Here is a 25,163-nt window from a genome sequence, read left to right as displayed (position 1 = left end):
ATATCCAATTTTCAAGGTGCTAATATCGAATAGCCTTGGTTTTCGCTTTTCGATATTTCCAATATTACCAGAAAAATACAAAGCCGTCCTTAAAGGACGGGGTTTCAGACCCAGGAGGTTTTGATGACAAATTGGTTAAACCCTGCCCCAAACCTCGTGAGTATAAGGCTAGTGGGGTTTCTTGTTGGCGATATCAATTATCAATAAAAAAAGATGAAACCTTAAACGGTAAGTAAAGATGAAGTTAATTGAACAATTACTCAATCGGGTCTGTGATGGGTATGATTTAACCCCAGAGGAAGGGGTGCTGTTATTACAGCAAACGGATCCCGTCGTGGTGGAGAAGATTCGGGAAACGAGCGATCGCCTCCGTCAAGAACAAGTGGGGGAAACCGTGACCTATGTAGTGAATCGCAACATTAACTATACGAATATCTGCGAACAACATTGTAATTTTTGTGCCTTCCGTCGGGATGAGGGGGAGGAGGGGGCTTATTGGTTGGGGTGGGAGCAAATCCGGGCTAAAGCGGAGGAAGCGGTGAGAGGGGGAGCGAGTGAGATTTGTATGCAGGGGGGGTTAAATCCGGCCGCGAAACTCAATGGTTCTAGTTTGGCTTATTATCTGCGCTTAGTGGAAACGATTAAACAAGATTTTCCCCAGCTTCATATTCATGCTTTTTCTCCCCAAGAGGTGCAGTTTATCGCTCGGGAGGATGGTTTATCCCTACGAGAGGTGATTGTAGCCCTGCGGGGGGGTGGAGTGGGATCTTTACCCGGCACGGCCGCGGAGGTGTTGGATGATCGGGTGCGTCGGGTGATTTGTCCCGAAAAAATTGATACGGCCACCTGGTTGGACGTGGTGGAAACGGCACTAGAAGAGGGTTTACCCACCACTAGTACGTTAATGTGTGGTCATATTGAAACCCCCATGGAGCAGATTCACCACTTGGAATTACTGCGACAGTTACAAGAAAAGGCGATCGCCCATCATTACCCGGCCCGCATTACGGAGTTTATCCTGCTGCCCTTTGTGGGACAATTTGCCCCGGTTCCCCTCCGTCGCAGAGTGGGACGAGATCAACCTGTGTTAGAGGAGGTATTACGCTTAACGGCCGTTGCTCGCATCTATCTGGGACGCTGGATTGTCAATCATCAACCCAGTTGGGTGAAGCTGGGTTTAAAGGGGGCCACAGAGGCCTTGAAATGGGGCTGTAACGACTTGGGAGGGACCTTAATGGAAGAACATATCACCAGTATGGCCGGGGCGCAGGGTGGCACGTCTTTGACGGTAGAGGAGTTACGGAATGCGATCGCCTCCCTCCACCGTCCGGCCTTAGAACGTACCACCCTTTATCAATCTCGACCCCTCTTAACAGCGCATTATCTGGGACAGAGCAATCACGATGGAATCAACGGAATTGACCAAGTTAGCCCCCGATTGTGAGGGATTATTCACCAAAATACTAAAGACCAACATCCCATATTCGGGATGCTCAATATAACCCGATAAAGCCCGCACTCCGGTTAACGTTCCTGTTTTGGCGTAGACTCGACCTTGAGCGCGGGTATTATGAAAACGACGACTCAGGGTGCCACTTTTTCCGGCCACAGGTAAGGAGCGAATAAACACATCCCGTTTATCGTTAAAATACATCGCCCGCAAAGTTTCCACTAGGGATTGTGCTGTGGCTAAATTATTGCGCGATAGACCCGACCCATCCACTTGACGAAATCCCCCATTCACCCCCAACTGGGTTAGACTTTGCCGTGCCGCTTGCACTCCCCCAAGGGTACTTAATAGCACATCCGCATAGCTGTTATTACTCCTTAAGTTAGTGGTATTAATCCAACTGACTAGGGATTGAGAACGAATAGAACTTTGTAAGTTAAGTCGTTGTAAGGCGGCCGCTGTGGTGAACAGTTTAATATTGGAGGCAGGAATTAACTGGGTATTCGCGTTATAAGTGTAGAGGGTGCGACCATCCAAAGTTTGCACTAAAACCCCCCAACGCCCACCACGACGTTGAATAATATCCGTAATGCTGGGTTCTACAAACTCCTCACAAATGCCCGGTGTATGGCGTTCCGGGGGGGGAACATAGATGGGAATACTATCTGCTTGTGCCACCGTTGGAGGGACTTCCGGGGTGATTTCTGGGTTGACTTGTAAGGTCAATTCTGGGGTAAAATCAGAGGGGTCTGCTAAGGCAGGAGTAGTGAGGAACAAACTTTCCGAGGCGATGGCCGCCGTTGTCACGACCAAGGCTGATTTAAACCAAGTAGCTATTTTTTTCATAGGAAAATAATCACGGCAATTGAATTAGGGTGAGGCAGATGGAGCAAACACTCGGCCCCTTTTCAGATAAAACTGGATTGAGACTATCATTTCTCAGCCAATTTAACAATCAATCAGCCAATTTAACAATCAAAGTGAGAGGACATTGTTAGTGTGAACCATCCTGACCTACTGGCAGGGCGAGGCCGGGCTGTCTTGTGCTACTCTTAGACTACAGATCAAACTAAACTGGTCTAGGAATAGGTAATAGGTAATAGGTAATAGGTAATGGGTAATAGGTAATGGGTAATAGGTAATGGGTAATGGGTAATGGGTAATGGGTAATAGATGATTTTTAATTGTTAATTGTTCCCTGTTCCCTAGCGCTACGAGTAGAGTTATTCAGCAAGCCTTATATAGAATTAGGGTAAAATTGGTCAAAATTTTATGAAAATTACCGTTGCCCAGATTAAGTTAATTCATACGATTATTTTTTGGATTCTGAGCCTATGTGTACTTTACTCCTTATTTAGTGCAGTTTCGGGGAAAATTACCTCGTGGACTTGGGTTGCTGTCGGCTTGGTATTGATTGAAAGTGTTGTTTTAATGGTGTCAGGGTGGACTTGTCCTCTGACTCTATTAGTGGAGCGCCTTGGTCACGAAAAAGGCTCCGTGGCAGATATCTTTCTACCCCTGTGGTTTGCTAACCGCATTTTCCCGATTTGTGGGACAATATTTAGTTGTTCTCTTGTTATCCTTTTGATCCGGGTTCTTTTTCTTACGGAGTGACCCCGATTAAAACGGGTCGAATTAGGGTTTGATGAAAAACCAAACGCTAGACTCAATAAGGTAATAGGTAATAGGAAATAATTCCCCAACTCCTGACTAGATTGCTTCGTACCTCCCAATGACATTACCCCCGACCCGATTCCCGACTCCCTGAGTGATTCAGCAAACCATAATTATCTTAAGAGCTTCCGAATTAACGCCTACACAATGCACGATTATCTCTCTTTAACTGTTGCCGAAAAAGCGACCCGTTTAGACCGTTGGTTAGCGGCCGAACTTCCAGAATTAACTCGTTCTCGCTTACAGAAATTAATAGAAGGGGGACAAGTTCAAGTTAATGGTCAACTGTGCCGTAAAAAGCAAATGGTGGTACAAATTGGGGATCAAATTACTCTCGAAATTCCCCCCACAGAATCCCTCGCACTTGAACCGGAAAACCTCCCCCTTGATATTCTCTACGAAGATGAAAGTCTGATTATTATTAATAAAGCCGCGGGGATGGTGGTTCATCCGGCACCGGGCCACAGTGGGGGAACGTTGGTTAATGCGTTACTCTACCACTGTCAGGATTTAGCGGGGATTGGGGGGGTGGAACGGCCGGGAATTGTCCATCGTTTGGATAAGGATACCACGGGGGCGATAGTGGTGGCGAAGACGGATCAGGCTCACCAACACCTGCAAAAGCAGATTCAGACCAAAACAGCCCAACGGGAGTATTTAGGGGTGGTCTATGGCGCGCCAAGGGCTTCTGAGGGGACGATTGATGCGCCGATAGGTCGCCATCCTGTGGATCGGAAAAAACAGGGGATTGTGCCGGAGTCCCAGGGGGGGCGAGAGGCTGTAACTCATTGGCGGGTGAGGGAACGGTTGGGCAATTTCACGCTGTTGGAGTTTAAGCTAGAAACGGGACGCACTCATCAAATTCGGGTTCATAGTAGCTCGATGGGTCATCCGATTGTAGGGGATGTTGTCTATGGGGTGGGGCGCTCGGTGGGGGTGAACTTGACGGGGCAAGCGCTCCATGCCTATCGTTTAAGTTTAGAGCATCCTGTGTCTGGGGAAATGATTGAGGCGATCGCACCCCCTCCCCCAGAGTTTCTCACTTTGTTAGAAGTCCTCCGCAAACGTTAATTCATTTTTGGGGTTTGAAATGTATGGATACTACAGTGTTTCATCAGTTTTTTGACCATTGTGTAGGCAATTGGCAAACGGAACGGACTTATCATTATTTGACGAAACAGGAAGTAGAGCGATCGCACACAGATTTCCAAATTGCCCCCCTTTCCCCGGCACTCAAGCTCAAAGTCCTTACCGATAACCTCTACCCCACGATGCCCGATGTAGACCCCTTGCCGGGCTTTTCCTTGGGCTTTCAGACGGTTTCTGAACATGGGGACAAGGTATCTCAAACCCTCAATTTGCTCTTTGTGCCGCAGGAGCAACGGGGAGAGATATTAACGGGGGATTATTTACGCGATCGCGCCTATGAAGAGTCTCGGCCGATTATTTCTCAGTTTAGCTTTAATAACAGCACCCGAGAACTGTTAATGACCACCCAATACACTCGCGTTGTGTCGGTGGACTCCATCACCCTGATTAATCCTACCCTCCGCATTCGCCGCATTTACAACTACCAACGACCGGAAGCGGGACAACCGTTAGATACCCTGTTATTAGTAGGCTTTGGGGTGGAACAAAAGGAGCAATCGTGAAACAATAGGGAAAACCTCTCACACCCAAGGAGCAAGTCATTTAGACATGGACGGTTTAACATTTTTTGAGAAAAGCGCAGGCACTTGGCGATCGCAACGCACCACCCATCATCTCCCCTTCCGACGGGCTGAAACTGGAGGATCGGAAATTACCGTTACAATGTTACCCGCCGATGATCCCCGCATCATTGAAATTTGCCAGATGCACGATGCCGATCCCAGTTTAACCGTCGGCGGCGCCCTCGTGAGTTGGGAAGGTTCAATGGCTTGGGACAAAGAAGGGGAGGAACACAAAGGAAAAAGCGTCTTTGCTCTGATTCCTGATGGTGAAAACCCCAAAAAAGGGAAACTGTTACGAGAACGGGGTTATGCTGAAATTGTCCCCGTGGCTGGGGAGTACGAAGTGGACGAAGAAGAAGCTCTCAATCTCGTCACCGAATACGAAACCATGAGCGTCATTGAGCGTTTTTGGTTTCCCAGTCCTGACATTCGTCTGCGCATGAGTACCGTTAAACGCTTTGGCGGTTTTAATACAGCTACCTTTTGCGCGGAAGTGCGGGTAAATCCCACCCTTGAGGAAGAATCCGCCCCCGTGTCATCTTCCCCCGCTCTTTATGCCGTCAGTGGTTGGTAATCTTTAATAACTAGGGCTTGCTGAATAACTCTACTCGTGGGGCTAGGGAATAGGGAATTGATAATTGATAATTGATAATTGCTCCCCTGCAAAGAGAGAAGTGAGAATAGAGAAGTGAGAATAGAGAATTATTACGGACTCCTGACTCTCCCTCTGTCCTCTCTCCTCTCTCCTCTCCCCTGCTCTCCAAGTTATTCAGCAACCCCTACCTATTCCTTATAAAAAAGCCAATTCGTAGGTTGGGTGGAACGAAGTGCAACCCAACATTTCCCTATAAAAAAGCCAATTCGTAGGTTGGGTGAGATGAGGGGAGAGCCTCCAGTTTCGGAGTTTCAATACCTCATAGGCATTATACGTTATTTCAAGGTGTAGCGCTGTTAGCTTGCTGCGATCGCCTGCTGTCCACGTTTCAATACCTCATAGGCATTATACGTTATTTCAAGCGAGGGTACTTGGTTTTTAACGACACCAAACCAACAAGAGTTTCAATACCTCATAGGCATTATACGTTATTTCAAGTTTCAAGAATGTGACACCCAACTTCCAGAATAAGTTTTTTACGTTTCAATACCTCATAGGCATTATACGTTATTTCAAGGGCGCGTGGGGAGCATTCCAGATGATTCAGGTGGTTTCAATACCTCATAGGCATTATACGTTATTTCAAGGTGTGTTCAGAAGAGTTAATGGCGTTATACGGGAGTGTTTCAATACCTCATAGGCATTATACGTTATTTCAAGTCTAACTATCGAAGGGAGGGTGATTCCAGCCCTATATGTTTCAATACCTCATAGGCATTATACGTTATTTCAAGTTCAGTCAGCAGTCTCAATGTGTTACTCAAAGTAATATCATTGGTTTCAATACCTCATAGGCATTATACGTTATTTCAAGGACAGATTCAATATCGTCTAGGCTGGGGAGTTCCTGTTTCAATACCTCATAGGCATTATACGTTATTTCAAGGATAAGGGTTTAGTGATTTGCATCCCGAGCGACGTTTCAATACCTCATAGGCATTATACGTTATTTCAAGCTCCACCCAAGCCGGGGATGTGTGGGCGATCGCCTCGGGTTCTGTTTCAATACCTCATAGGCATTATACGTTATTTCAAGTCGGGGACTTATCCCACTACAACCGGGGGGAGCCACTGGCACGTTTCAATACCTCATAGGCATTATACGTTATTTCAAGCAATCAGCACAATTAATATGCTCAAATTATAATGGGTTTCAATACCTCATAGGCATTATACGTTATTTCAAGCCGAAAATCCGATTTTGCGGTGGGTGACTGGATACTGGTTTCAATACCTCATAGGCATTATACGTTATTTCAAGCGGGGGCAAGGGGGATGATTCTCCACGGATTATTCATGTTTCAATACCTCATAGGCATTATACGTTATTTCAAGAGAAGTCACCCACGGGCATACTGCAAGCACTGGAGTTTCAATACCTCATAGGCATTATACGTTATTTCAAGTCGGCATATTCTTTGTATGCTGTATCCCCTCCTGTTTCAATACCTCATAGGCATTATACGTTATTTCAAGCCAAGGCAGTCAGCGCGAGGCGATCGCCATTGGCTGTTTCAATACCTCATAGGCATTATACGTTATTTCAAGGGGTACACTATCCGGCAAGGGAGGGGGGGGGACTCTGAGTTTCAATACCTCATAGGCATTATACGTTATTTCAAGAAGCAGCTAATCGCTGTGATGCCCAAAAATACGATATTCCGGTTTCAATACCTCATAGGCATTATACGTTATTTCAAGGTAATGCTGTACCTATTGCATCAATCCAACGATGCTTGAGTTTCAATACCTCATAGGCATTATACGTTATTTCAAGAAAAAGCCGCTCTCTCTGCGTTTCAGCGTTAAAACTATCGTTTCAATACCTCATAGGCATTATACGTTATTTCAAGACTCTCAAAATTAAAGATACTCGAAGGCAAGCCGTTTCAATACCTCATAGGCATTATACGTTATTTCAAGACTAGGGCGATTAGTGCAATTTTGATTATCGTCGAGTTTCAATACCTCATAGGCATTATACGTTATTTCAAGCCTCTCCTGTTCCATCTCCTGATAGCAGTCCTGTGCTTAGTTTCAATACCTCATAGGCATTATACGTTATTTCAAGTTTGATTGAAAAAGAAATAAATGAAAGACTGTCAGTTTCAATACCTCATAGGCATTATACGTTATTTCAAGCCCTGATAGCAGTCCAACATTTAAACCATCCCCATTCTTTGTTTCAATACCTCATAGGCATTATACGTTATTTCAAGGATTGAGGTTGTTGGGTCGGGTGAGTGATTTATTCGTTTCAATACCTCATAGGCATTATACGTTATTTCAAGAATTTTTCGCGTAACTAACCTGTCCACAGATGAGTAGTTTCAATACCTCATAGGCATTATACGTTATTTCAAGTTTTCGATGGTTTGCATTAAACATTTTTGGATTTTTAGTTTCAATACCTCATAGGCATTATACGTTATTTCAAGATAGCGATCGCGATTACTGGGTTCAACGCCGAGGTTTCAATACCTCATAGGCATTATACGTTATTTCAAGAGCGGCATCCTGAAAGCATTACTCTGCCCGGTTTTCCTGCCCCACTTGCGCGACACCCACCCCAAAACTATAACACAGCCCTCGGGAAAAGACAAGAAACGGCTGAAACCCTTGCTTTGTAAGGTGCGCGACACCTTCCACACAGCGACACAGAGCAAACCTAAAGCCAGCTTGAGTTTCAGCCATTTAGAAAGATCCCCGAAAAAAAACACCTACCCCGTCGCGCAAAAATGGGGCTAAAGTTGCGAGATCACCAACTGACTCAACTGTTGGGCTGCCCCCCCTTCACCTCGCACTTGGGCTAACTCCCCCTTCATCGCTTCCAAACGCTCAGGATGCTCCAAATAGTCAATCATCAATTTCCCGATTTGTTCCGGGGTGAGGGCTCCGACTAATTCCGGCACGATTTCCCGTTTTGCCCAGAGATTGGGCCAAGCATAAAGGCGTTTGGTTTTTAGGGTATATTGCATCATCACCCAGTTAATCAACAGGGCGAATCCTTTGCCGAAGAGGGGTAAGTTGGCCAGTAAACCGGGTAAACCATCCCAAGCGCGCATCGCGTCCAGTTGTTGGGTAGACATCCCGACAATCATCGGCACTCCTAGGGCGGCCAGTTGGGCGGTGTTGGCTCCAATGGTGGTGAAACAAATACGGCATTGGGTGAGGATGTCGTAGGCGGGGAAGTCTGGCCAGAGGAGGATTTTCACGCCTTGGGGAGTGAGGAGATAGGGGCGCTCTTCGCCGTCTGGATGGATGAGGGTTGCTCCTACATTGCCCATGCGGGAGAGGATGGGGTTATAGTCGGGGTTGGCAAATTGAGCGAGGGTGTCAATGTCTAAGGTGGGGGCAACGGGGATGACAAAGCGGGTTTGGGGGCGCTGTTGGTGGATATATTCGACTAAGGCACAGCAGAAGGGAACCCCTTGGGCGAGTTTCATGGCTTTGGAACCGGGTAGGAGTCCAATCCATTCTTCCTCGGGGTTTTGTGGGGGAGTAAATTGACCCACATCGGTCATGAGGTCGCCGACGATGGTTAGTTTGGTGCGATATTTGGGGGGTGCTTTGGCGATCGCTTTTTCATTCATCACACCCACGCGCTGCACATGGTTCAACCAACGCGCCTCCCACTCAACATAGGTGATAATGGGATAGCCTAAGCGTTTACCCAATAACACCGCAAAGGCCTGATCTCCCCCCAAAAATAAGACCAAGCCCCGTTTGTGCCAGTCCCAGTTTTCGGCGGTTTTCCCCCAGAGGAGAAAGTTCCAAAAGTGGGGCGCATCTTGTACGCGGTCAATTTGGGGGTAGGAACGGGCGATCGCACCTTCTTTTCCCGTAGCATGGGTACAAGGGGAGAGAACTAGAGAAATCCGCACTCGGGAGCGCTCTTCCCCCAGTTGTTGCGCTAAACATTCCACCACCGGACGCACCCAAGTCGTGACTTCGCCGGGGCCGTTGGATAAAATCAGAAGGTCTACGGGCTGATTCATGCCATCCTTGTGCTGTTCAATCTTTTAAAAAAGCGAGGGTGATTGTCTCCCCATTGCGACGACGACTAAGGGCTAATAGACCTTCCATCACTTCACCATCCCCAATGGTATAGACTTGAAACTCTTGGGCTTCAGGACTATTAAAACCAGCCGCCAGAACCTTGGGTTCGTAAAAATTACCCTCTGAATCATAGTCGTATTGCAGCACATTGGCTATGCGATCCTCATAATCCAGACCCGCAACCCAGGTCGCCGCGTCTAACTCTACTCGAATATTCGGTTCACAGTCGGGGGTGCGTTCATAAATCAGTTTCCATTGGGGCCGCCAAATCATGAAATCTCGGGTACTACCCCCCACAAAATATTCATACTGAGCGAGTGCCACAGCTTCTAACTCAGCATCCGACGGAATCTGTTCATAAAAAATGACAGTTCCCCAAGCCCCTTGGTGGGGTGGACTGTAAAAGTTCATTAAGTCTTGGGCATAGGGGGGAATTTTCGCTGATAAAGACATAGTTACTGGAATTGTGTTAACAAAATGTTGCGGAATTCCCCTTCCTCGCTTGCAGGGAGGGAATGAAGCCTTGCGGATCTTGTCGTTGGGAACCAGCGATACTGCCTGGGGAGGGAGTGTAAGACAACCTGGCAAAACATCGGTTTTGTTAGATGCAGTTCCCGTTGAATCAGGAAGCCCCATCCTCGCCAACGGCAGGGTGGGGTAGTTCACCTGAAGATAAGCTGACTCATCCTAGAAACGAGGTTTCTGGGAGGGGAAGGCTAATCATCCCAAAGTGCGAGAGTGAGTATCTCCCCATTGCGGCGGCGACTAATCCCTAATAAGCCTTGAATCTCTTCATCTTCGCCGATGCTATACACTCGAAACTCTTCCGCTTCGGGACAGTTAAAACCTGCATTGAGGACGGTGTAAGCTTGAACATAGTCATCGGAATTAATCCTGAGTAACTTTAAGACCCATTTCTGATCATGCCTGCCAACGAGAACGGTGGCAGCAGTCATTTCCCCGACAAAATTCGCTTTAACATCCCGGGTGCGCTGATACACTCGTTTCCAAGGGCGCATCCAAGATTCAGATCGTTGCTCCCACTTCTGACCAAGAAAAGTTTGATACTGATGTAGGGCAACTTGTTCTAAATCTACTCCGGGGGGAGTCACTTGGTAAAAAATGGCGACTCCGGCACCCTCTGACTGGGGGTAAAACTCGATCAGGTCTTGAAAATATTGGGGGACTTTAGCAGAGGAGGACATCAGCACAGATATTGATTTTTTGATCAATATTTTAACCAGTGGCTAGGAGGGTTTGTCAAGACTAGCGTTTTTTACTATAACTTGACACATTTTGCAATACTGCTAATTATTTTTTTTTGTCAATCTTTTTTTATAAATTTTTATTGCGAATAATTTGAGTAAACACTCATCAAATTTGTCAAGTTTTGTAAAAAAATATTTTATTTTTTTTATCGAATTGTATCGAATAGGGGCGAGAACCCACATTCTATAAGCGTTTTCTGGTAAAACCACAGAAAGGTATTGCTAGGGTTGAGGGGTATTTGTACCCCTCATGGGTTTGGGTTGCAGTTCATCAGTTGCCATTGCGATGTTTCTTAACAAAGCGCGATAATTTGAAACTGATGCTTTCTCACAGTTCAAGGCTTGGGGAGGGTTTTTAAGCGCCCTCCTGGCTGAAACCAGACACCTGATTTTAGTTATCGCATTTTAATCAAGGAGACACACATTTATGTTCACTCACGTCAAGTCCACCAATCGACGCATCACACCAGAAAACCTCAACGGTCGATCCGTTATGAAGGTGGTCTATGTCGTGTTAGAGCCTCAGTACCAAAGCACCCTATCGGCGGCGGTACAGTCGATTAACAAAAATAATCCCCATGTCGCCATTGATCTAAGTGGCTATTTAATTGAAGAACTGCGAGACGCAGGGAATTATGAAGACTTTAAGCAGGATGTCGCCCAGGCGAATATATTTATTGCCTCGTTGATCTTTATTGAAGAGTTAGCGGAGAAGGTGGTGGCAGCCGTTGCCCCCCACCGCGATCGCCTAGATGTGTCTGTAGTGTTCCCCTCAATGCCCCAAGTCATGCGCTTGAATAAGATGGGCAGTTTCTCGATGGAGAACTTAGGGCAAAGTAAAAGTGCGATCGCCCAATTTATGAAAAGTCGGAAAAAGAACTCCGGCTCTTCCTTCCAAGATAGTATGTTAAAGCTCCTGCGCACCCTGCCCAAGGTGCTGAAATACCTGCCCATGGATCGCGCTCAGGATGCCCGTCATTTTATGCTCAGTTTCCAATATTGGCTAGGCGGTTCCTCCGACAACTTAGAGAACTTCCTGCTCATGTTGGCCGATAAATACGTTTTCAAAGACCAAAAAAACCACGGGGTAATCTACTCAGAACCCGTAGTTTATCCCGATATGGGCGTATGGCATCCCCTCGCCCCCAAAATGTTTGAAGACGTGAACGAATATTGGGACTGGTTTAACCAACGAGATGATATTTCTGAAGACCTACGGGACCCCCTCGCCCCCTGTGTGGGATTAGTCCTCCAACGAACCCACCTCGTCACCGGGGATGATGCCCATTATGTGGCGATGGTACAGGAATTGGAGGCGATGGGCGCTCGGGTGGTGGCCGTCTTCTCCGGGGGCTTAGACTTCTCCAAACCCGTGGATGAGTATTTCTGGGATAAACGAGTGAAAGGGGTTGAATCCACCCCCTTTGTGGATGTGGTCGTGTCCCTCACCGGGTTTGCCCTAGTCGGAGGTCCAGCCCGCCAAGACCATCCCAAAGCCATTGACTCCCTCAAACGCCTCAACCGTCCCTATATGGTGGCCTTACCCTTGGTCTTCCAAACTACCGAGGAATGGGAAAGCAGCGAGTTAGGCTTACACCCCATCCAAGTGGCCTTACAAATTGCCATCCCTGAACTAGATGGAGCCATTGAACCGATTATTGTATCCGGTCGTGATGGCGCAACGGGGCGGGCTATTGCGCTCCAAGACCGGGTAGAGGCGATCGCACAACGGGCCTTCAAATGGGCAAACCTGCGCAAAAAACCCAAAGTCGAGAAAAAAGTAGCCATTACCGTCTTTAGTTTCCCCCCCGATAAAGGCAACGTGGGAACCGCCGCCTATTTGGATGTCTTCGGCTCCATTTACGAAGTGATGAAAGCCCTCCAAAGCAATGGTTACGACATCCAAGACCTACCCGAAAGCCCTCAAGCCCTCATGGAAGCCGTCATCCACGATGCCCAAGCCCAATATCAAAGTCCAGAACTCAATGTAGCCTATCGGATGTCAGTGATGGAATACGAACGCCTCACGCCCTACTATGAGCGTCTCAAGGAGAATTGGGGCGATCCTCCCGGACATTTAAACAGCGACGGGGAAAACCTGCTGATCTACGGGAAACAGTTCGGCAACCTGTTCATCGGCGTTCAGCCCACCTTCGGTTACGAAGGCGACCCCATGCGCCTATTATTCTCCCGTTCCGCCTCCCCCCATCACGGTTTCGCCGCCTACTACACCTATTTAGAACGAGTCTGGCAAGCCGACGCAGTGTTACACTTTGGCACCCACGGCTCCCTAGAATTTATGCCGGGGAAACAAATGGGCATGAGTGGGGAATGCTATCCCGACAGTTTAATTGGCAATATCCCCAACCTCTATTACTACGCCGCCAATAACCCCAGCGAGGCCACCATTGCCAAGCGTCGGAGTTATGCCGAAACCATTAGTTATCTCACCCCTCCTGCTGAAAATGCCGGGTTATACAAAGGCCTGCAAGAACTCAGTGAGTTAATTGGCTCCTACCAAACCCTGAAAGATAGCGGCCGGGGCGTGCAGATTGTCGATACGATCATGGATAAATGTCGCATGGTGAACCTAGACCAAGACATTCAACTCCCGGCCACCGATGCTAAAGATATGACCCCCGAAGAGCGGGATAATATCGTGGGCATTGTGTATCGGAAGTTAATGGAAATTGAGTCCCGCCTACTGCCCTGTGGCTTGCACGTGATTGGGAAACCCCCCTCGGCGGAAGAAGCGATCGCCACCCTCGTGAACATTGCCAGTTTAGACCGGGAAGAAGACAACCTCAAGAGTCTCCCCCGCATCATTGCCGAGAGTTTGGGACGCAGGATCGAGGAAATTTACGGAAATAGCGATCGCGGCATCCTCACCGACGTAGACCTCCTACAAAACATCACCCTCGCCACCCGCGAAGCCGTCGCCGCCCTCGTCCACGCCCAAACCGACGCCGATGGTCGCGTATCCAAAGTCTCCGGCCTCAACCTCTTCCAGAAATTCAAGAAAACCCCCTGGGTCGAATCCCTGCAAAACTCCGGCTATCCCAACGTCAACACAGACGAACTCAAACCCCTCTTTGAGTACCTGGAATTCTGCCTAGAACAAGTCTGTGCCGACCAAGAACTGGGCGGCCTCCTCCAAGCCCTCGAAGGCGAATACGTCCTCCCCGGCCCAGGCGGCGACCCCATCCGTAACCCCCTTGTCCTCCCCACCGGGAAAAACATCCACGCCCTCGACCCCCAATCCATCCCCACCCTCGCCGCCGTCAAATCCGCCAAAATCGTCGTAGACCGCCTCTTAGAACGGCAACGACTCGACAACGGCGGCCACTATCCCGAAACCATCGCCACCGTCCTCTGGGGCACCGACAACATCAAAACCTACGGCGAATCCCTCGCCCAAATCCTCTGGATGGTCGGAGCCCGTCCCCTCCCCGATGCCTTGGGACGAGTCAACAAACTCGAACTCATCCCCCTCGAAGAACTCGGACGGCCCCGGATTGATGTCGTAGTCAACTGTTCCGGCGTATTCCGCGACCTCTTCATCAACCAGATGAACCTCCTCGACCAAGCCGTAAAAATGGCCGCCGAAGCCGACGAACCCCTAGACATGAACTTCGTCCGCAAACACGCCCTAGAACAGGCTGAAGAAATGGGCATCGGCATCCGTCAAGCCGCCACCCGCATCTTCTCCAACGCCTCCGGGTCCTACTCCTCCAACGTCAACCTCGCCGTAGAAAACAGCACCTGGGAAGAAGAGTCCGAACTACAGGATATGTACCTCAACCGTAAATCCTTCGCCTTCAACTCCGACAACCCCGGAGTCATGGACGAACGCCGCGACATTTTCGAGGCCTCCTTGAAAACCGCCGAGGTCACATTCCAAAACCTCGACTCCTCCGAAATCAGTCTCACCGACGTTTCCCACTACTTCGACTCCGACCCCACCAAAGTCGTGGCCAATCTCCGCAAAGACGGCAAAAAACCCGCCGCCTACATTGCCGACACCACCACCGCCAACGCCCAAGTCCGTACCCTCTCGGAAACCGTTCGTCTCGATGCCCGGACCAAAATGTTAAACCCCAAATGGTACGAAGGGATGCTCAGTCACGGTTACGAAGGCGTGCGCGAACTCTCCAAGCGTTTGGTCAACACAATGGGCTGGTCTGCCACAGCCGACGCGGTGGATAATTGGGTCTATGAAGATGTGAACACTACCTTCATCCAAGACCCCGAAATGTGCAAACGTCTGATGAACTTAAACCCCAATTCTTTCCGCAAGATGGTCGGCACTTTATTAGAAGTCAACGGCCGAGGTTACTGGGAAACTTCCGAAGAGAATTTAGACCGTCTCCGGGAGTTATACCAAGAAGTAGAAGACCGTATCGAAGGCGTTGAGTAGGGTTTCACTTGTAGTTTAACGAATCTTGTAGAATAGAAAGGAGTGTCTAACCAGCACTCCTTTTTTCAATCTGAAAAAATAGTTCTATCCTTTATCAGGTTAAACAAGTTCGAGGAGTTATTCTTAAGTATAATTTAGGAGGTATAGATGACACTGCACTATAATATTCTTCTGTATTGGAGTGAACAAGACCAAGCTTTTATTGCAGAAGTGCCAGAACTTGCCGGATGTGCTGCTGATGGGAAAACCTACCAAGAAGCATTGCAAAATGTAGAGATTGTGATGCAGGAATGGATAGAAACGGCACAAGAGTTAGGACGCAATATTCCTAAGCCTCAAGGACGCTTAATCAATGTTTAAAGCTCACAATTAAGATTTAAACCCTCTTGGTAACTTGGCAAAATAAGACAGAAGTTATCAAGGAATCCTAAAAGTCAAATTGTATCTTTCTTCTGTCACTGTGGGAGAGGTAAAATAACCCTCTTCTATCACTCTGGAAGATTTTAACGAATCTTCGCCATCACAGCCAACGAGAGAATCAGGGTTTGAACCTGATCTGACAGAAGAGATATATGAGAAAAGATTAGCGAAGCGAAAAACATTAAGACAACGTAGAGCTAGTCGTAAAAAGCATGGTTCGAATAATCAAAAAATTGCTTATAGAAAAGTAGCGAGATTAGAGCAAAAAATAGACACAAGGAAAGTTTCTTGTGTCTAAATTGCAACACCCCTATAGATGGGGATACTAATGCTGGTATCGTACTAGGTAAAAGGGGTTGTCAAATACTTGGTATCAGTTTCGATACTCTACTGGGAGTTACCCAGAAAGTTACGGGTACGCCTGAAACAACAGGTGCGAGCAATCGGGACACATCAGAAGCGTTAGCCTCTGAGCCTACCAACCCTCTCCAACTTTCGTTGTTTGAGTGGATGAATGGTCGAGCAATCGGCTGTTAGAATCCCCACCTTCTACGCAGTAAGGTGGGGAGCTTCAATGATTGATACCAGCCGCTAGGGATGCAAGGGGATCTGGAATAGTATCGGAGGGGGCTTGAAATTCGCCTTTTGACACATACTCTAAACGTAGCTTGAGCCAGGTGATAAATTGGGGGTTGGTGGAAATAACGGCGATCGCAGGCCGGGGACATTTTTCCTTGAGTTCCGCTAATTCCGGGGCTTCCAGAAAAGCAGGTTCTTCCACTAACCAGAAATCAATCTCTTTATTGTGTTCTTGATAATAGCGTGTCCGTTCCCGTAACACTTCCTCAAACGGCTCTTTTTCCATTAAGAACGTTTTACTCGCTACCACATAATAATAATTTTGCATTGTCACTCTAAATCCCAATCAATGATTATCGTCGATCCACCATTGTCCCCTATTCTCTGCCCCTTCTCTAGGCGTTGACGAAATTTGTTCAAAAAACTACACCTTCCCGAACATCGCCTGTTTCATTTCCCGCACGGCTCGTTCCAGCCCCACCAACACCGCCCGACTAATAATCGTATGGCCAATGTTTAACTCTTCCATCCCCTCAATACAGGCCACAGGGTACACATTCCAATAGGTCAGCCCATGTCCTGCATTCACCCGCAGCCCTAAATCCAAGGCTTGGGCTGTTCCCTGTTTTAAAATCTCTAATTCCTCCTGCTGTTCCCTTTCTCCGTGGGCTTCAGCATATTTCCCGGTGTGCAACTCAATAAACTTGGCCTCAGTTGCGGCGGCTGCCCTAATTTGCTCTGTATCGGCATCAATAAACCAACTGACGGGAATTCCAGCCCCTTGTAACTGTTCTACTACCCCACAATAGCGGTCAAAGTCTCCCAGTAGGTTTAGGCCGCCCTCGGTGGTCACTTCTTCTCGTCGTTCAGGAACTAAGGTGACATAATCGGGCTTAATCTCTAGGGCAATTCCTACCATTTCCTCAGTGGGAGCCATTTCTAGGTTTAAGTGAGTCCGCACGGTTTGGCGTAAGAGTCGCACGTCCCGATCTTGAATATGGCGGCGATCTTCGCGTAAATGAACGGTAATCCCATCGGCTCCGCCCAATTCGGCTAAAACGGCGGCGGCTACGGGATCCGGTTCTACGGTACGCCGGGCCTGACGAATGGTTGCAGTATGGTCAATATTTACGCCAAGGGTTAACACGGTTAGGTAATAGGTAATGGGTAATAGGTAATCTTGACAAGTTAAGACCCAAAGTTAGAATTCAAGAGCATTCCTAGGTCACGCTGCGCGAACGGGAGTCGGTGGTCACTGAGCGCAGTTGAAGTGGAGTCGGGAATAGTTTCGGCTCTTCACGACTCACTATTCACGACTCACTATTCACGACTCACTGGTGAACTACCCCACCCTGCTCCCTGCAAGGGAGGAAGGGGAATTCCGCAACATTTTGTTAAAGGGCTTGAGCGCGTAACCAGGCCACGGGGAGATAGAGGAATTTCTCGAAGGCTGGGACATAAGCCCGTTGACGGAAGACATCATATTTGTTCCGTTCAATGACGTTGAGAATGCCTTGATAAAGCATCAGGGCAGACCAAACGGGCCAGCGAGCATCGGGATTTAGGGCGCTGATGCCTTTGGCGGCTGATTGGTAGAACTGGCGCGCTCGTTCGATTTCAAAGCGCATTAAGTTCTGCCAACGCTCATCTACAATGCCGTTCATGAGATCTTCTTCGCTGTAGTTAAAGCGGGCGAGGTCTTCGAGGGGGAGATAAATTCTCCCCCGTTGGGCATCTTCTCCTACGTCGCGTAGGATGTTGGTGAGTTGGTTGGCTATACCAAGGGCGATCGCCTCTTCTGTGGCTTCTTTGGGGTTCGGTTCGTACCAAGGGGCAGAAAGTTGGGTTTGTTCAAACCCTAAAACGGGGCTAGTCATCAGGCCGACGGTTCCGGCGACGCGATAGCAATAGAGTTCTAATTCTTGAAAGGTTTCGTAGCGACTGCGGTACAGGTCCATCCGTTGCCCGGCGATCATGTCCCGAAAGGGCTGGATCTCAATGGGGAAACGTTGGATGGTGTCCACAAGGGCTACATCCGGGTCTTCAAGGGGTTCTCCAGCAAAAACCGACTCTAGATGACGTTCCCATTGATCAAGTGTCTCAGGGGTCGTAAAACAGGCTTTGGGGCCATCGACTAACTCATCAGTCCGCCGACACCACTCGTAAATAGCCCAGATGGCCTGACGTTTTTCAGGTGGCATTAACAGGGTGCCAAGGTAAAACGTTTTGGAGTAGGTTGCTGTAACTTGGCGGCAATATTCGTAGGCCTCTGCTGGGGAGGCAAGGGGTCTCATTCTTTGTGGTTTAGGCAGTTGCAGCATTCATCGCAGGCTGAGAAGTTGTTCATGATTCAGTGGTCTACTCAGTGCTACGGGAAACAAGACCGCAGATTCTAAGAGCAAGACCGAGGGGTGATCCCTGAGTTGCTGAATCCATTAGCCAATAGAATTGTCGCATTGAGTTGTCCAATCTGAACAGCAAAATTGAGAAATTTTGGCTAATTTTTGCCGGAGAGAGGCTGGATCATGTCACTCTCTGCGGCGAGGTTCTAAACACTTCCCACTAGAGAGGGGGAGGTCGGGGCAGAACGGGGGGCTTGGTCGGCGATCGCCCGGGCGGTTAATTTACCCGAGAGAACTGCGCCTTCCATACTGCCCAGATATTGCTGCATGGTGTAATCCCCCGTCAGATAGAAATTACGAATGGGGGTGTTTTGGGAGGGGCGGCAAGCTTGACGGCCGGGGGTGGCTTTGTACACGGAACGGGGTGTTTTCACCACATGGAACTTGAGCAGTTTAGCGGGGTTGTCTCCCGTAAAGTGTTGGGGGAAGAGTTGTTTCAGTTCCTCTAGGGTGGCGGCAATGATTTCCTCGTCGGATTTACTAATCCAATCGGCGGCCGGGGCGAGGACTAACTCTAACATGGAGCGGTCGGGGTTGGCGTATTCCCGGCAGGTGTTGCTCATGTCGGCGTAAACGCTCAACAGGGGCGATCGCGAAAAGAGCAGATGATCAATCTCTGTGAGTTTCCGGTCAAACCACAGATGGAGGTTAATCACTGGCACTCCTTCGAGGCCGTCGAGTTGTTTAAAGTAGTCCATAGCTTTCCAAGGTTCAGGGAGCAGGACTTTTAAGGGGTCTACGGGCATGGCAGAGACGTAGAGATCGGCTTGACATTCCCAGTCTTCGGCTCCGTCTAAGCCTCGCATTACAAAGCTTTTCACGGACCCGTCCTCGTTGAGTTGAATGGCTTTGAGGGGGGCATTTAAACGCACTTCTCCCCCTCGTTGGGTGATGTAGTCCACAATGGGCTGACAGAGGCGCTCGGTGGGTGACCCGTCTAAGAAGGCCATTTTGGAGCCGTTTTTCTCCTGTAGGAAACGATTTAAGGCGGTTAGGAGAATGGTGGCGGAAATTTCATCGGGATTGATGAAGTTTAAGGCCTTGGACATGGCGATAAACACTTCTTTCTCCACCCGAGGGGGGATGTTTTGCTTGGCCATCCACTCGGACCAAGTATATTGATCCATTTCCTCTACATAGGACTGTCCGCGCAACATGGCGGGAATTAAGCCAATGCCAAAGCGGATTTTTTCTGCCCAAGTTAACAGGTCATTATTGCGGAGAATGGCCATCACCCCGTTAATGGGGGCGGGGAGGTCAGGGAAATCAAAACGGGAGTAGGTGCCGGGTTTTTCCGGTTGGTTAAAGATCATCGTGTGTTCTTTCCACTGAAGACGATCTTCTATGCCTAACTCTTTGAATAACTGCAACATATTGGGATAGGCCCCGAAAAAGATATGCAGTCCTGTTTCATACCAGTCTCCGTCTTCGTCCTTCCAGGCGGCCACTTTCCCCCCGAGAACATCACGACGTTCTAGCACTATGGGGGTGTGTCCTGCATCTGTTAGGTATTTCGCGCAGGATAGACCTGCTAAACCTGCTCCGGCGATCGCAACTCGCATTAGAAATCCTAAATTCTTAAAATTTGTTTACGTTTTGAATTCATTATAGAACAAGGGTGTCCAACCCAAGCGTTCTGGATGGGGGAGATCAAGGTTTATAACCAACCACAACGAGAAACTAGGGGAATTTGCCGACAGCCCCGACTACAACAGGATTGACGTTCCCGATACATCTCCCGACGAGTCCTTTGGCGGAATTGGCCTTTTTTCCATTCCCGGTAACTCCGCTCGTCATCCTTCACGGAACCGCCGTAGATCATTAGGACTTCGGCTTGTTCGCAATCCTGAAAACGTTGCTCAATCAAGGGTAGGGCGGCAATCAATCCGTGGGAGGCGATCGCCTTTTTCACATATTCCGAGCAAGACTCCCCCCCGTGCTCGCTACGATAGGCACAGGAAAACCCCTTATGGGGCGACAGATACCGTTGATATCCGCGAATACTTAATAAGGCGATCGCATCAACCGCCCCAGACAAAGGGCGCAAATTGCGAGAACTGGGGAGATCATTAACCATACAAGTGTTCAAAGAGGGGCTGGGCAAGAAAAACATTGATAATTGATAATTAATACATCGAGAGAAGCTAATGGATTAACGGCTTACCATCGACAACTGTTTGCTAAAGAACCCCTTCAGCAACGACTCCGTAATTTGTGAACCCGTTAACCCTAAATCTGCAAAAGATTCATTAGGTTTCGCATGATCCACCAACTGATCCGGCACTCCAAACCGTTTCACCGGAACCATCACATCCTGATCTTGTAACGCCTCCAGCACCGCAGAGCCGAAACCCCCCATTAAACAGCCCTCTTCTAACGTCGCCACCTTGCCAATTTGTTGTGCCAGAGGAACAATTAACTCCGTATCCAAAGGCTTGACAAAACGGGCATTAACCACCGTCGCCTCAACCCCATGTTCGCTCAACATCTGGGCCACCTGCATCGAAGTATTCACCATCGAACCATAGGCCACCAACAGCAGATCATCTCCATTGCGCAGAATCTCACCCTTACCAATGGGTAACGGTTCCCAACCATCCTCCATCAACGGCACACCAACACCACTGCCCCGAGGATAGCGCATCGCAATGGGTCCATCGGTGTATTCAATCCCCGTCACCAGCATCTGCTGTAACTCTGCCTCATCCTTCGGTGCCATCATCACCAAATTGGGCAAACAGCGCATATAAGCGATATCATACATCCCCTGGTGAGTTGGTCCATCAGCCCCCACAATTCCCGCTCGGTCTAAACAGAAGAACACAGGTAAATTCTGAATACAGACATCATGCACCACCTGGTCATAAGCTCGTTGGAGGAACGTCGAATAAATAGCCACCAATGGACGCATCCCCTCACAAGCCAAACCCGCCGCCAACGTGACAGCGTGCTGTTCCGCAATGCCCACATCAATATACTGTTTGGGCAGTTTTGCCTGTAACTTGTCTAAACCCGTTCCCGTTGCCATTGCCGCCGTAATCCCCACAATCTTAGGATTATTCGCCGCCAACGTGGTCAGAGTGTGAGCAAACACTTTAGAATAGCTCGGCGGTGTGGGTTTTTTGGGCGGATAGGCCTTACCTGTAGCGAGGTCAAAGGGACTTTGAGCATGGTAGCCCACTTGATCTTTTTCCGCCAATTCGTAGCCTTTCCCCTTCACCGTCGCCACATGAACCAAAACCGGCCCGTGCATTTGGTGCGCTTGTTGGAAGGTCGCGATCAGTTCTTCTAAATTATGACCATCAATGGGTCCAAAATATTTAAAGCCTAACTCTTCAATCACCGCCCCCACTTTCGACACGGCCAAGCGTTTCATACTTTCTTTGAGGCGTTCCATATCCGGGGATAAGGTATTCCCTAAGAATGGTAAATGCTTAAATTGTTCTTCGAGGTTATCCGTCAAGAACTGCATCGGGGGAGATAGACGGACTTTATTTAAGTAACGAGAAATCGCCCCAACGTTGGGGGAAATCGACATTTCATTATCGTTGAGAACCACCATTAAGTTAGTGTGGGGCAAATGTCCGGCGTGGTTAATCGCCTCTAGTGCCATTCCTCCGGTTAAGGCTCCATCCCCAATCACAGCAACCACTTTGTAATCATCGCGCTGCATATCCCGGGCTAAAGCCATCCCCAAGGCGGCGGAAATGCTCGTAGAGGCGTGTCCCGCCCCAAAATGGTCAAATTTGCTCTCACAGCGTTTTAAATAGCCTGCAATGCCATCTTTTTGACGCAAGGTGTGAAAGTCGTTGTAGCGTCCCGTTAACATTTTGTGGGGATAAGCTTGGTGTCCCACATCCCAGACCACTTTATCCCGATCCAGATCCAAAGTCTGGTAGAGTGCAATGGTCAGTTCTACTACGCCTAATCCTGGGCCGAGGTGTCCCCCACTGCGGGCAATGGTTTCTAGGTGTTTTTCTCGCACCTGACGGGCAATATTTTCCAGTTGGCGGATAGAGAGTCCATGCAGTTGGTTGGGATGAGTGAGTTCACTTAGGTGCATAAGATACTATTTTTGATTTTCTTAAGGTTTACTTTGCCTACATCACACTTTAAAGGATCTAGCAAGAGCTAGCGCAGAATTGCTACGATCTTTCATTTTTTGCCCAAAAATCCGGGTCATTAAGGTGCTAGAATCAATATAGAAGTACCATCTTTAAGAAACAGTGGGGTCGCCAGTGTTCAGGTGCTTGCCAAGACATTATCTTAAATGTCGGGGTGAAGACCCCCGTTACCCCAATGTTAACGGTAGGCTGAAACCCCCACCAACAAAAAAGGCGTAGCATCCAGAAAAGGCGTAGCATCCATATTTTTTTTGTCAAAGCAGAAAACTGTGTGCTAAACTACGTTTAGGCTAGTGAGGTTAGCACAAATGTTAGTCTTAGAGTTTAAAATTAGGGCTAAAAAACATCAATTAAAGACTTAAGAATTAAAAACTTAAGAATTAAAAACTTAGTGAAAAATCATTGTCTAGCTAAATCAATTAACGATGCTGCCTGGTATCAATTCCGTCTTTGGCTGGAGTATTTAGGGAAAAAGCACGGCAAAATAACTATTGCTGTCCCCCCTCAATTGACTAGCCAAAACTGTTCTAATTGTGGAGAAAAGGTTAAAAAATCCCTGTCCACAAGAACCCATGTTTGTGCTTGTGGGTGTCAGTTAGACAGAGACGAAAACGCCGCAGGCAACATCTTAAAACTGGGATTAAGTACCGCAGGGCATTCGGGAACTTGGCTACAAGATAGCCTAAACGCTTTGGGAGAGGATACCTCTACTTTTTCAGGAGAAATTCTGTCTAAGCAAGTCACCTCGGTGAACAAAGAATCCCCCGTTATAGCGACGAGAGGAGCTTAACGGTGGGAGTAGTCAAGAAACGTATAGTTACAATTACCCTACTATTGGGACTGTTAAGCGCCTGTGGTAACGAAGGAGGTTCTAATGGTGTGGGACAATTACCGGCGGGGACAAGAAATGACGGGAATTGTCCAGCGCCTCCCTCGTCTCCGGTGGAATTAACACCTGTTGAAAACGTGGAATTTTATGCCGATCGCTTCAATTTTCAGATTCGAGATATTCAACAGGAGGACAAAATTCTACGGTTTCAAGCCTCGAATTATGATTTTGTTTACTGTGATGGGACTTGGAGCGTTCATCGGGGAACTTATCAAGCCCCACCTCCTAAAACATGGGAAGAACAACAAGCGGAACTCGAAGATCCAACCTATCAATCCTTTGAGGTTAACGGACAGCTTTATTATTATCGCGCTTATTTAGATCCGAGTCCTCTGGCTAATCCTAATCAACTTTCCCAGAGGGTGATTTTTGAGATTGTTCCCCCGGGTCAAGATGAACCCATTGTAACCACCCTCTACACTGTGCAGCAGTTAAGAAGCGCTAATCTCGGAGCAGAATTATCCGATCCCCGAGAGATTCATGGGATTGTTTATCGCGATCGCCCCCTTTGGGTTGTTTCTGCCTACAAAGGAGAAGGATTTAGCGGAATCGCCACTTTTGTCACCTACGATCCCCAACAGGAAACTGTCATTCTCAGTCAGCCCCCAGAAATTGCCGGTCAAGTGATCACCGATCTTAAAGTGGGCCCCGATGACACCCTCTGGATGACGACTCAACTCTCTGGGGAAGGCAATCCCTTCTATCCGGGGATGGGATTAGTCTCCTATCAACCCCCTGCCAACAGTCTCCAAGGGGGACAAGTGCAATCCTTCCATCTGCGCAATAGTCCCCTCGTTGGGGCCATTCCCACCCGTCTCCAGATGGATGGCAATACCCTCTGGGTCGGTACCGGAAACGGTATCTGTCAAGTGAATACCCAACAGGTACAAACCGCTACCGGATGGACTTGTTGGCGCTTTGCCTTAATGGTAGATGACAATAATAGAACTATTGCACTCCATAGCCATTCCCAAAGTGAAACCCCCAGCGTTGAAATGACCCTGAATGACCCCCTAGAGGTGTTATGGTGGGTACCTAGGAGTGACTCTACCTCCGACCCCGGACGGTATGAAGTGCGCTATGAACCCGGATTTGAAGCTACTTTGCCGGAAGGTCGGAGATTTTGGGGTTTCGACCCGGAGGATTTCCCCCCGGATTATCTGTATCCCCTATATTGGTCTGGGTCGGAATGGCATTGGAACGGCGATCGCTTTATCCGGGGATTTGATGCGGTGGCCTTAAACTTCTTCGGAGGAGGGCCGCCAGCTATCCGCCAAGATCCTGACAATTACGATTTTCCGCCGGATTTACGCGCTGTACGAGGAGACTTAACTATTCTAGATATCCAAGAGGAAACCATGACCATTCGCCATCATTCCGCTTGGGTAGATGAAGAACAATTATCTCCTTACTTAACCCTGTTACCTGTCCAACGGGTCGAAAATCCTCAAGGGGATCCACTTCTCCCTTAATCTTCCCCTCGTCACATCTGCCCCAAGCGATAAGAGCGAGGA

Annotated in this window: 18 protein-coding genes, 1 pseudogene and 1 CRISPR repeat array; of the genes and pseudogenes, 9 read left to right on the top strand and 10 right to left on the bottom strand. The window is 48.4% G+C overall.

Translation table 11 applies throughout. The features are described from left to right. The first annotated feature begins 238 nt into the window (after positions 1-238). The gene (gene cofH / locus K4A83_RS00445; protein ID WP_265262398.1) at positions 239-1,444 is read left to right on the top strand and encodes a 7,8-didemethyl-8-hydroxy-5-deazariboflavin synthase subunit CofH; all 1,206 of its coding nucleotides are present in this window, start codon (positions 239-241) and stop codon (positions 1,442-1,444) included. On the opposite strand, the gene K4A83_RS00440 is transcribed toward cofH, so the two are convergent. Next, positions 1,370-2,296 (bottom strand): D-alanyl-D-alanine carboxypeptidase, encoded by a 927-nt coding sequence (locus K4A83_RS00440; protein ID WP_265262397.1) that lies wholly within the window; start codon positions 2,294-2,296, stop codon positions 1,370-1,372. The two genes, cofH and K4A83_RS00440, sit on opposite strands and share 75 nt — an antisense overlap. 426 nt (positions 2,297-2,722) lie before the next feature. On the opposite strand from K4A83_RS00440, the gene K4A83_RS00435 reads away from it, so the two are divergent. The 4 genes from K4A83_RS00435 (at position 2,723) to K4A83_RS00420 (ending at position 5,410) form a co-directional block, all read left to right on the top strand. Further along, positions 2,723-3,064 carry a hypothetical protein gene (locus K4A83_RS00435; RefSeq protein WP_265262396.1) on the top strand — a complete coding sequence of 114 codons (342 nt, stop codon included), beginning with the start codon at positions 2,723-2,725 and terminating at the stop codon, positions 3,062-3,064. Between the two features lie 207 nt (positions 3,065-3,271). Then, a complete protein-coding gene (locus K4A83_RS00430; protein WP_265262395.1) occupies positions 3,272-4,195 on the top strand; it encodes an RluA family pseudouridine synthase in 924 nt (307 codons plus the stop codon). 23 nt (positions 4,196-4,218) lie between these two features. Continuing rightward, positions 4,219-4,776 (top strand): phycobiliprotein lyase, encoded by a 558-nt coding sequence (locus tag K4A83_RS00425; RefSeq protein WP_265262394.1) that lies wholly within the window; start codon positions 4,219-4,221, stop codon positions 4,774-4,776. A gap of 46 nt (positions 4,777-4,822) precedes the next feature. Next, the gene (locus K4A83_RS00420) at positions 4,823-5,410 is read left to right on the top strand and encodes a phycobiliprotein lyase (RefSeq protein WP_265262393.1); all 588 of its coding nucleotides are present in this window, start codon (positions 4,823-4,825) and stop codon (positions 5,408-5,410) included. A gap of 329 nt (positions 5,411-5,739) precedes the next feature. Continuing rightward, positions 5,740-7,999: a CRISPR direct-repeat array (repeat unit 37 nt; unit sequence GTTTCAATACCTCATAGGCATTATACGTTATTTCAAG). A 236-nt stretch (positions 8,000-8,235) separates the two neighbouring features. Here the strand turns inward: K4A83_RS00420 and K4A83_RS00415 are convergent. The 3 genes from K4A83_RS00415 to K4A83_RS00405 form a co-directional block, all read right to left on the bottom strand. Continuing rightward, on the bottom strand, positions 8,236-9,489 hold the full coding sequence (locus tag K4A83_RS00415) for a glycosyltransferase family protein (RefSeq protein ID WP_265262392.1): 1,254 nt from the start codon (positions 9,487-9,489) through the stop codon (positions 8,236-8,238). 16 nt (positions 9,490-9,505) lie between these two features. Next, complete coding sequence (locus K4A83_RS00410; protein WP_265262391.1) at positions 9,506-10,003, bottom strand: hypothetical protein; 498 nt, start codon at positions 10,001-10,003, stop codon at positions 9,506-9,508. A gap of 263 nt (positions 10,004-10,266) precedes the next feature. Then, positions 10,267-10,761 (bottom strand): hypothetical protein, encoded by a 495-nt coding sequence (locus tag K4A83_RS00405; RefSeq protein WP_265262390.1) that lies wholly within the window; start codon positions 10,759-10,761, stop codon positions 10,267-10,269. A gap of 484 nt (positions 10,762-11,245) precedes the next feature. Between K4A83_RS00405 and K4A83_RS00400 the strand changes: the two genes are divergently transcribed. Next, positions 11,246-15,235: a magnesium chelatase subunit H gene (locus K4A83_RS00400; RefSeq protein ID WP_265262389.1), complete on the top strand. Its 3,990-nt coding sequence runs from the start codon at positions 11,246-11,248 to the stop codon at positions 15,233-15,235. A gap of 147 nt (positions 15,236-15,382) precedes the next feature. Next, positions 15,383-15,595 (top strand): type II toxin-antitoxin system HicB family antitoxin, encoded by a 213-nt coding sequence (locus K4A83_RS00395; protein WP_265262388.1) that lies wholly within the window; start codon positions 15,383-15,385, stop codon positions 15,593-15,595. Positions 15,596-16,226: 631 nt separating this feature from the next. On the opposite strand, the gene K4A83_RS00390 is transcribed toward K4A83_RS00395, so the two are convergent. The 6 genes from K4A83_RS00390 to dxs form a co-directional block, all read right to left on the bottom strand. Beyond that, positions 16,227-16,562 (bottom strand): MgPME-cyclase complex family protein, encoded by a 336-nt coding sequence (locus K4A83_RS00390; protein WP_265262387.1) that lies wholly within the window; start codon positions 16,560-16,562, stop codon positions 16,227-16,229. 96 nt (positions 16,563-16,658) lie between these two features. Continuing rightward, positions 16,659-17,381: a pyridoxine 5'-phosphate synthase gene (locus tag K4A83_RS00385; RefSeq protein ID WP_265262386.1), complete on the bottom strand. Its 723-nt coding sequence runs from the start codon at positions 17,379-17,381 to the stop codon at positions 16,659-16,661. 247 nt (positions 17,382-17,628) lie between these two features. Continuing rightward, complete coding sequence (crtB, locus tag K4A83_RS00380; RefSeq protein ID WP_407809762.1) at positions 17,629-18,555, bottom strand: 15-cis-phytoene synthase CrtB; 927 nt, start codon at positions 18,553-18,555, stop codon at positions 17,629-17,631. A 227-nt stretch (positions 18,556-18,782) separates the two neighbouring features. Beyond that, positions 18,783-20,198: a 15-cis-phytoene desaturase gene (pds, locus tag K4A83_RS00375; RefSeq protein ID WP_265262384.1), complete on the bottom strand. Its 1,416-nt coding sequence runs from the start codon at positions 20,196-20,198 to the stop codon at positions 18,783-18,785. Between the two features lie 95 nt (positions 20,199-20,293). Continuing rightward, positions 20,294-20,713, bottom strand: a complete 420-nt coding sequence (yidD, locus tag K4A83_RS00370; protein ID WP_265262383.1) for a membrane protein insertion efficiency factor YidD — start codon at positions 20,711-20,713, stop codon at positions 20,294-20,296. A gap of 75 nt (positions 20,714-20,788) precedes the next feature. Beyond that, positions 20,789-22,699, bottom strand: coding sequence for a 1-deoxy-D-xylulose-5-phosphate synthase (dxs, locus tag K4A83_RS00365; RefSeq protein WP_265262382.1), 1,911 nt, complete (start codon positions 22,697-22,699; stop codon positions 20,789-20,791). Between the two features lie 428 nt (positions 22,700-23,127). Here dxs and K4A83_RS00360 point away from each other — a divergent pair. Continuing rightward, positions 23,128-23,550 (top strand): annotated as a pseudogene (locus K4A83_RS00360) (RNA-guided endonuclease InsQ/TnpB family protein); the annotation flags it as partial. Between the two features lie 2 nt (positions 23,551-23,552). Beyond that, entirely contained in the window at positions 23,553-25,121 is a 1,569-nt protein-coding gene (locus tag K4A83_RS00355; protein ID WP_265262380.1) for a hypothetical protein, read from the top strand. Positions 25,122-25,163 lie beyond the last annotated feature (42 nt).

The organism is Spirulina subsalsa FACHB-351 (assembly GCF_026130165.1).
Classification (GTDB): Bacteria; Cyanobacteriota; Cyanobacteriia; order Cyanobacteriales; family Spirulinaceae; genus Spirulina_A; species Spirulina_A subsalsa_A.
The sequence above is the reverse complement of the archived record's forward strand: the minus strand, read 5'-3'. Positions and strand labels throughout refer to the sequence as shown.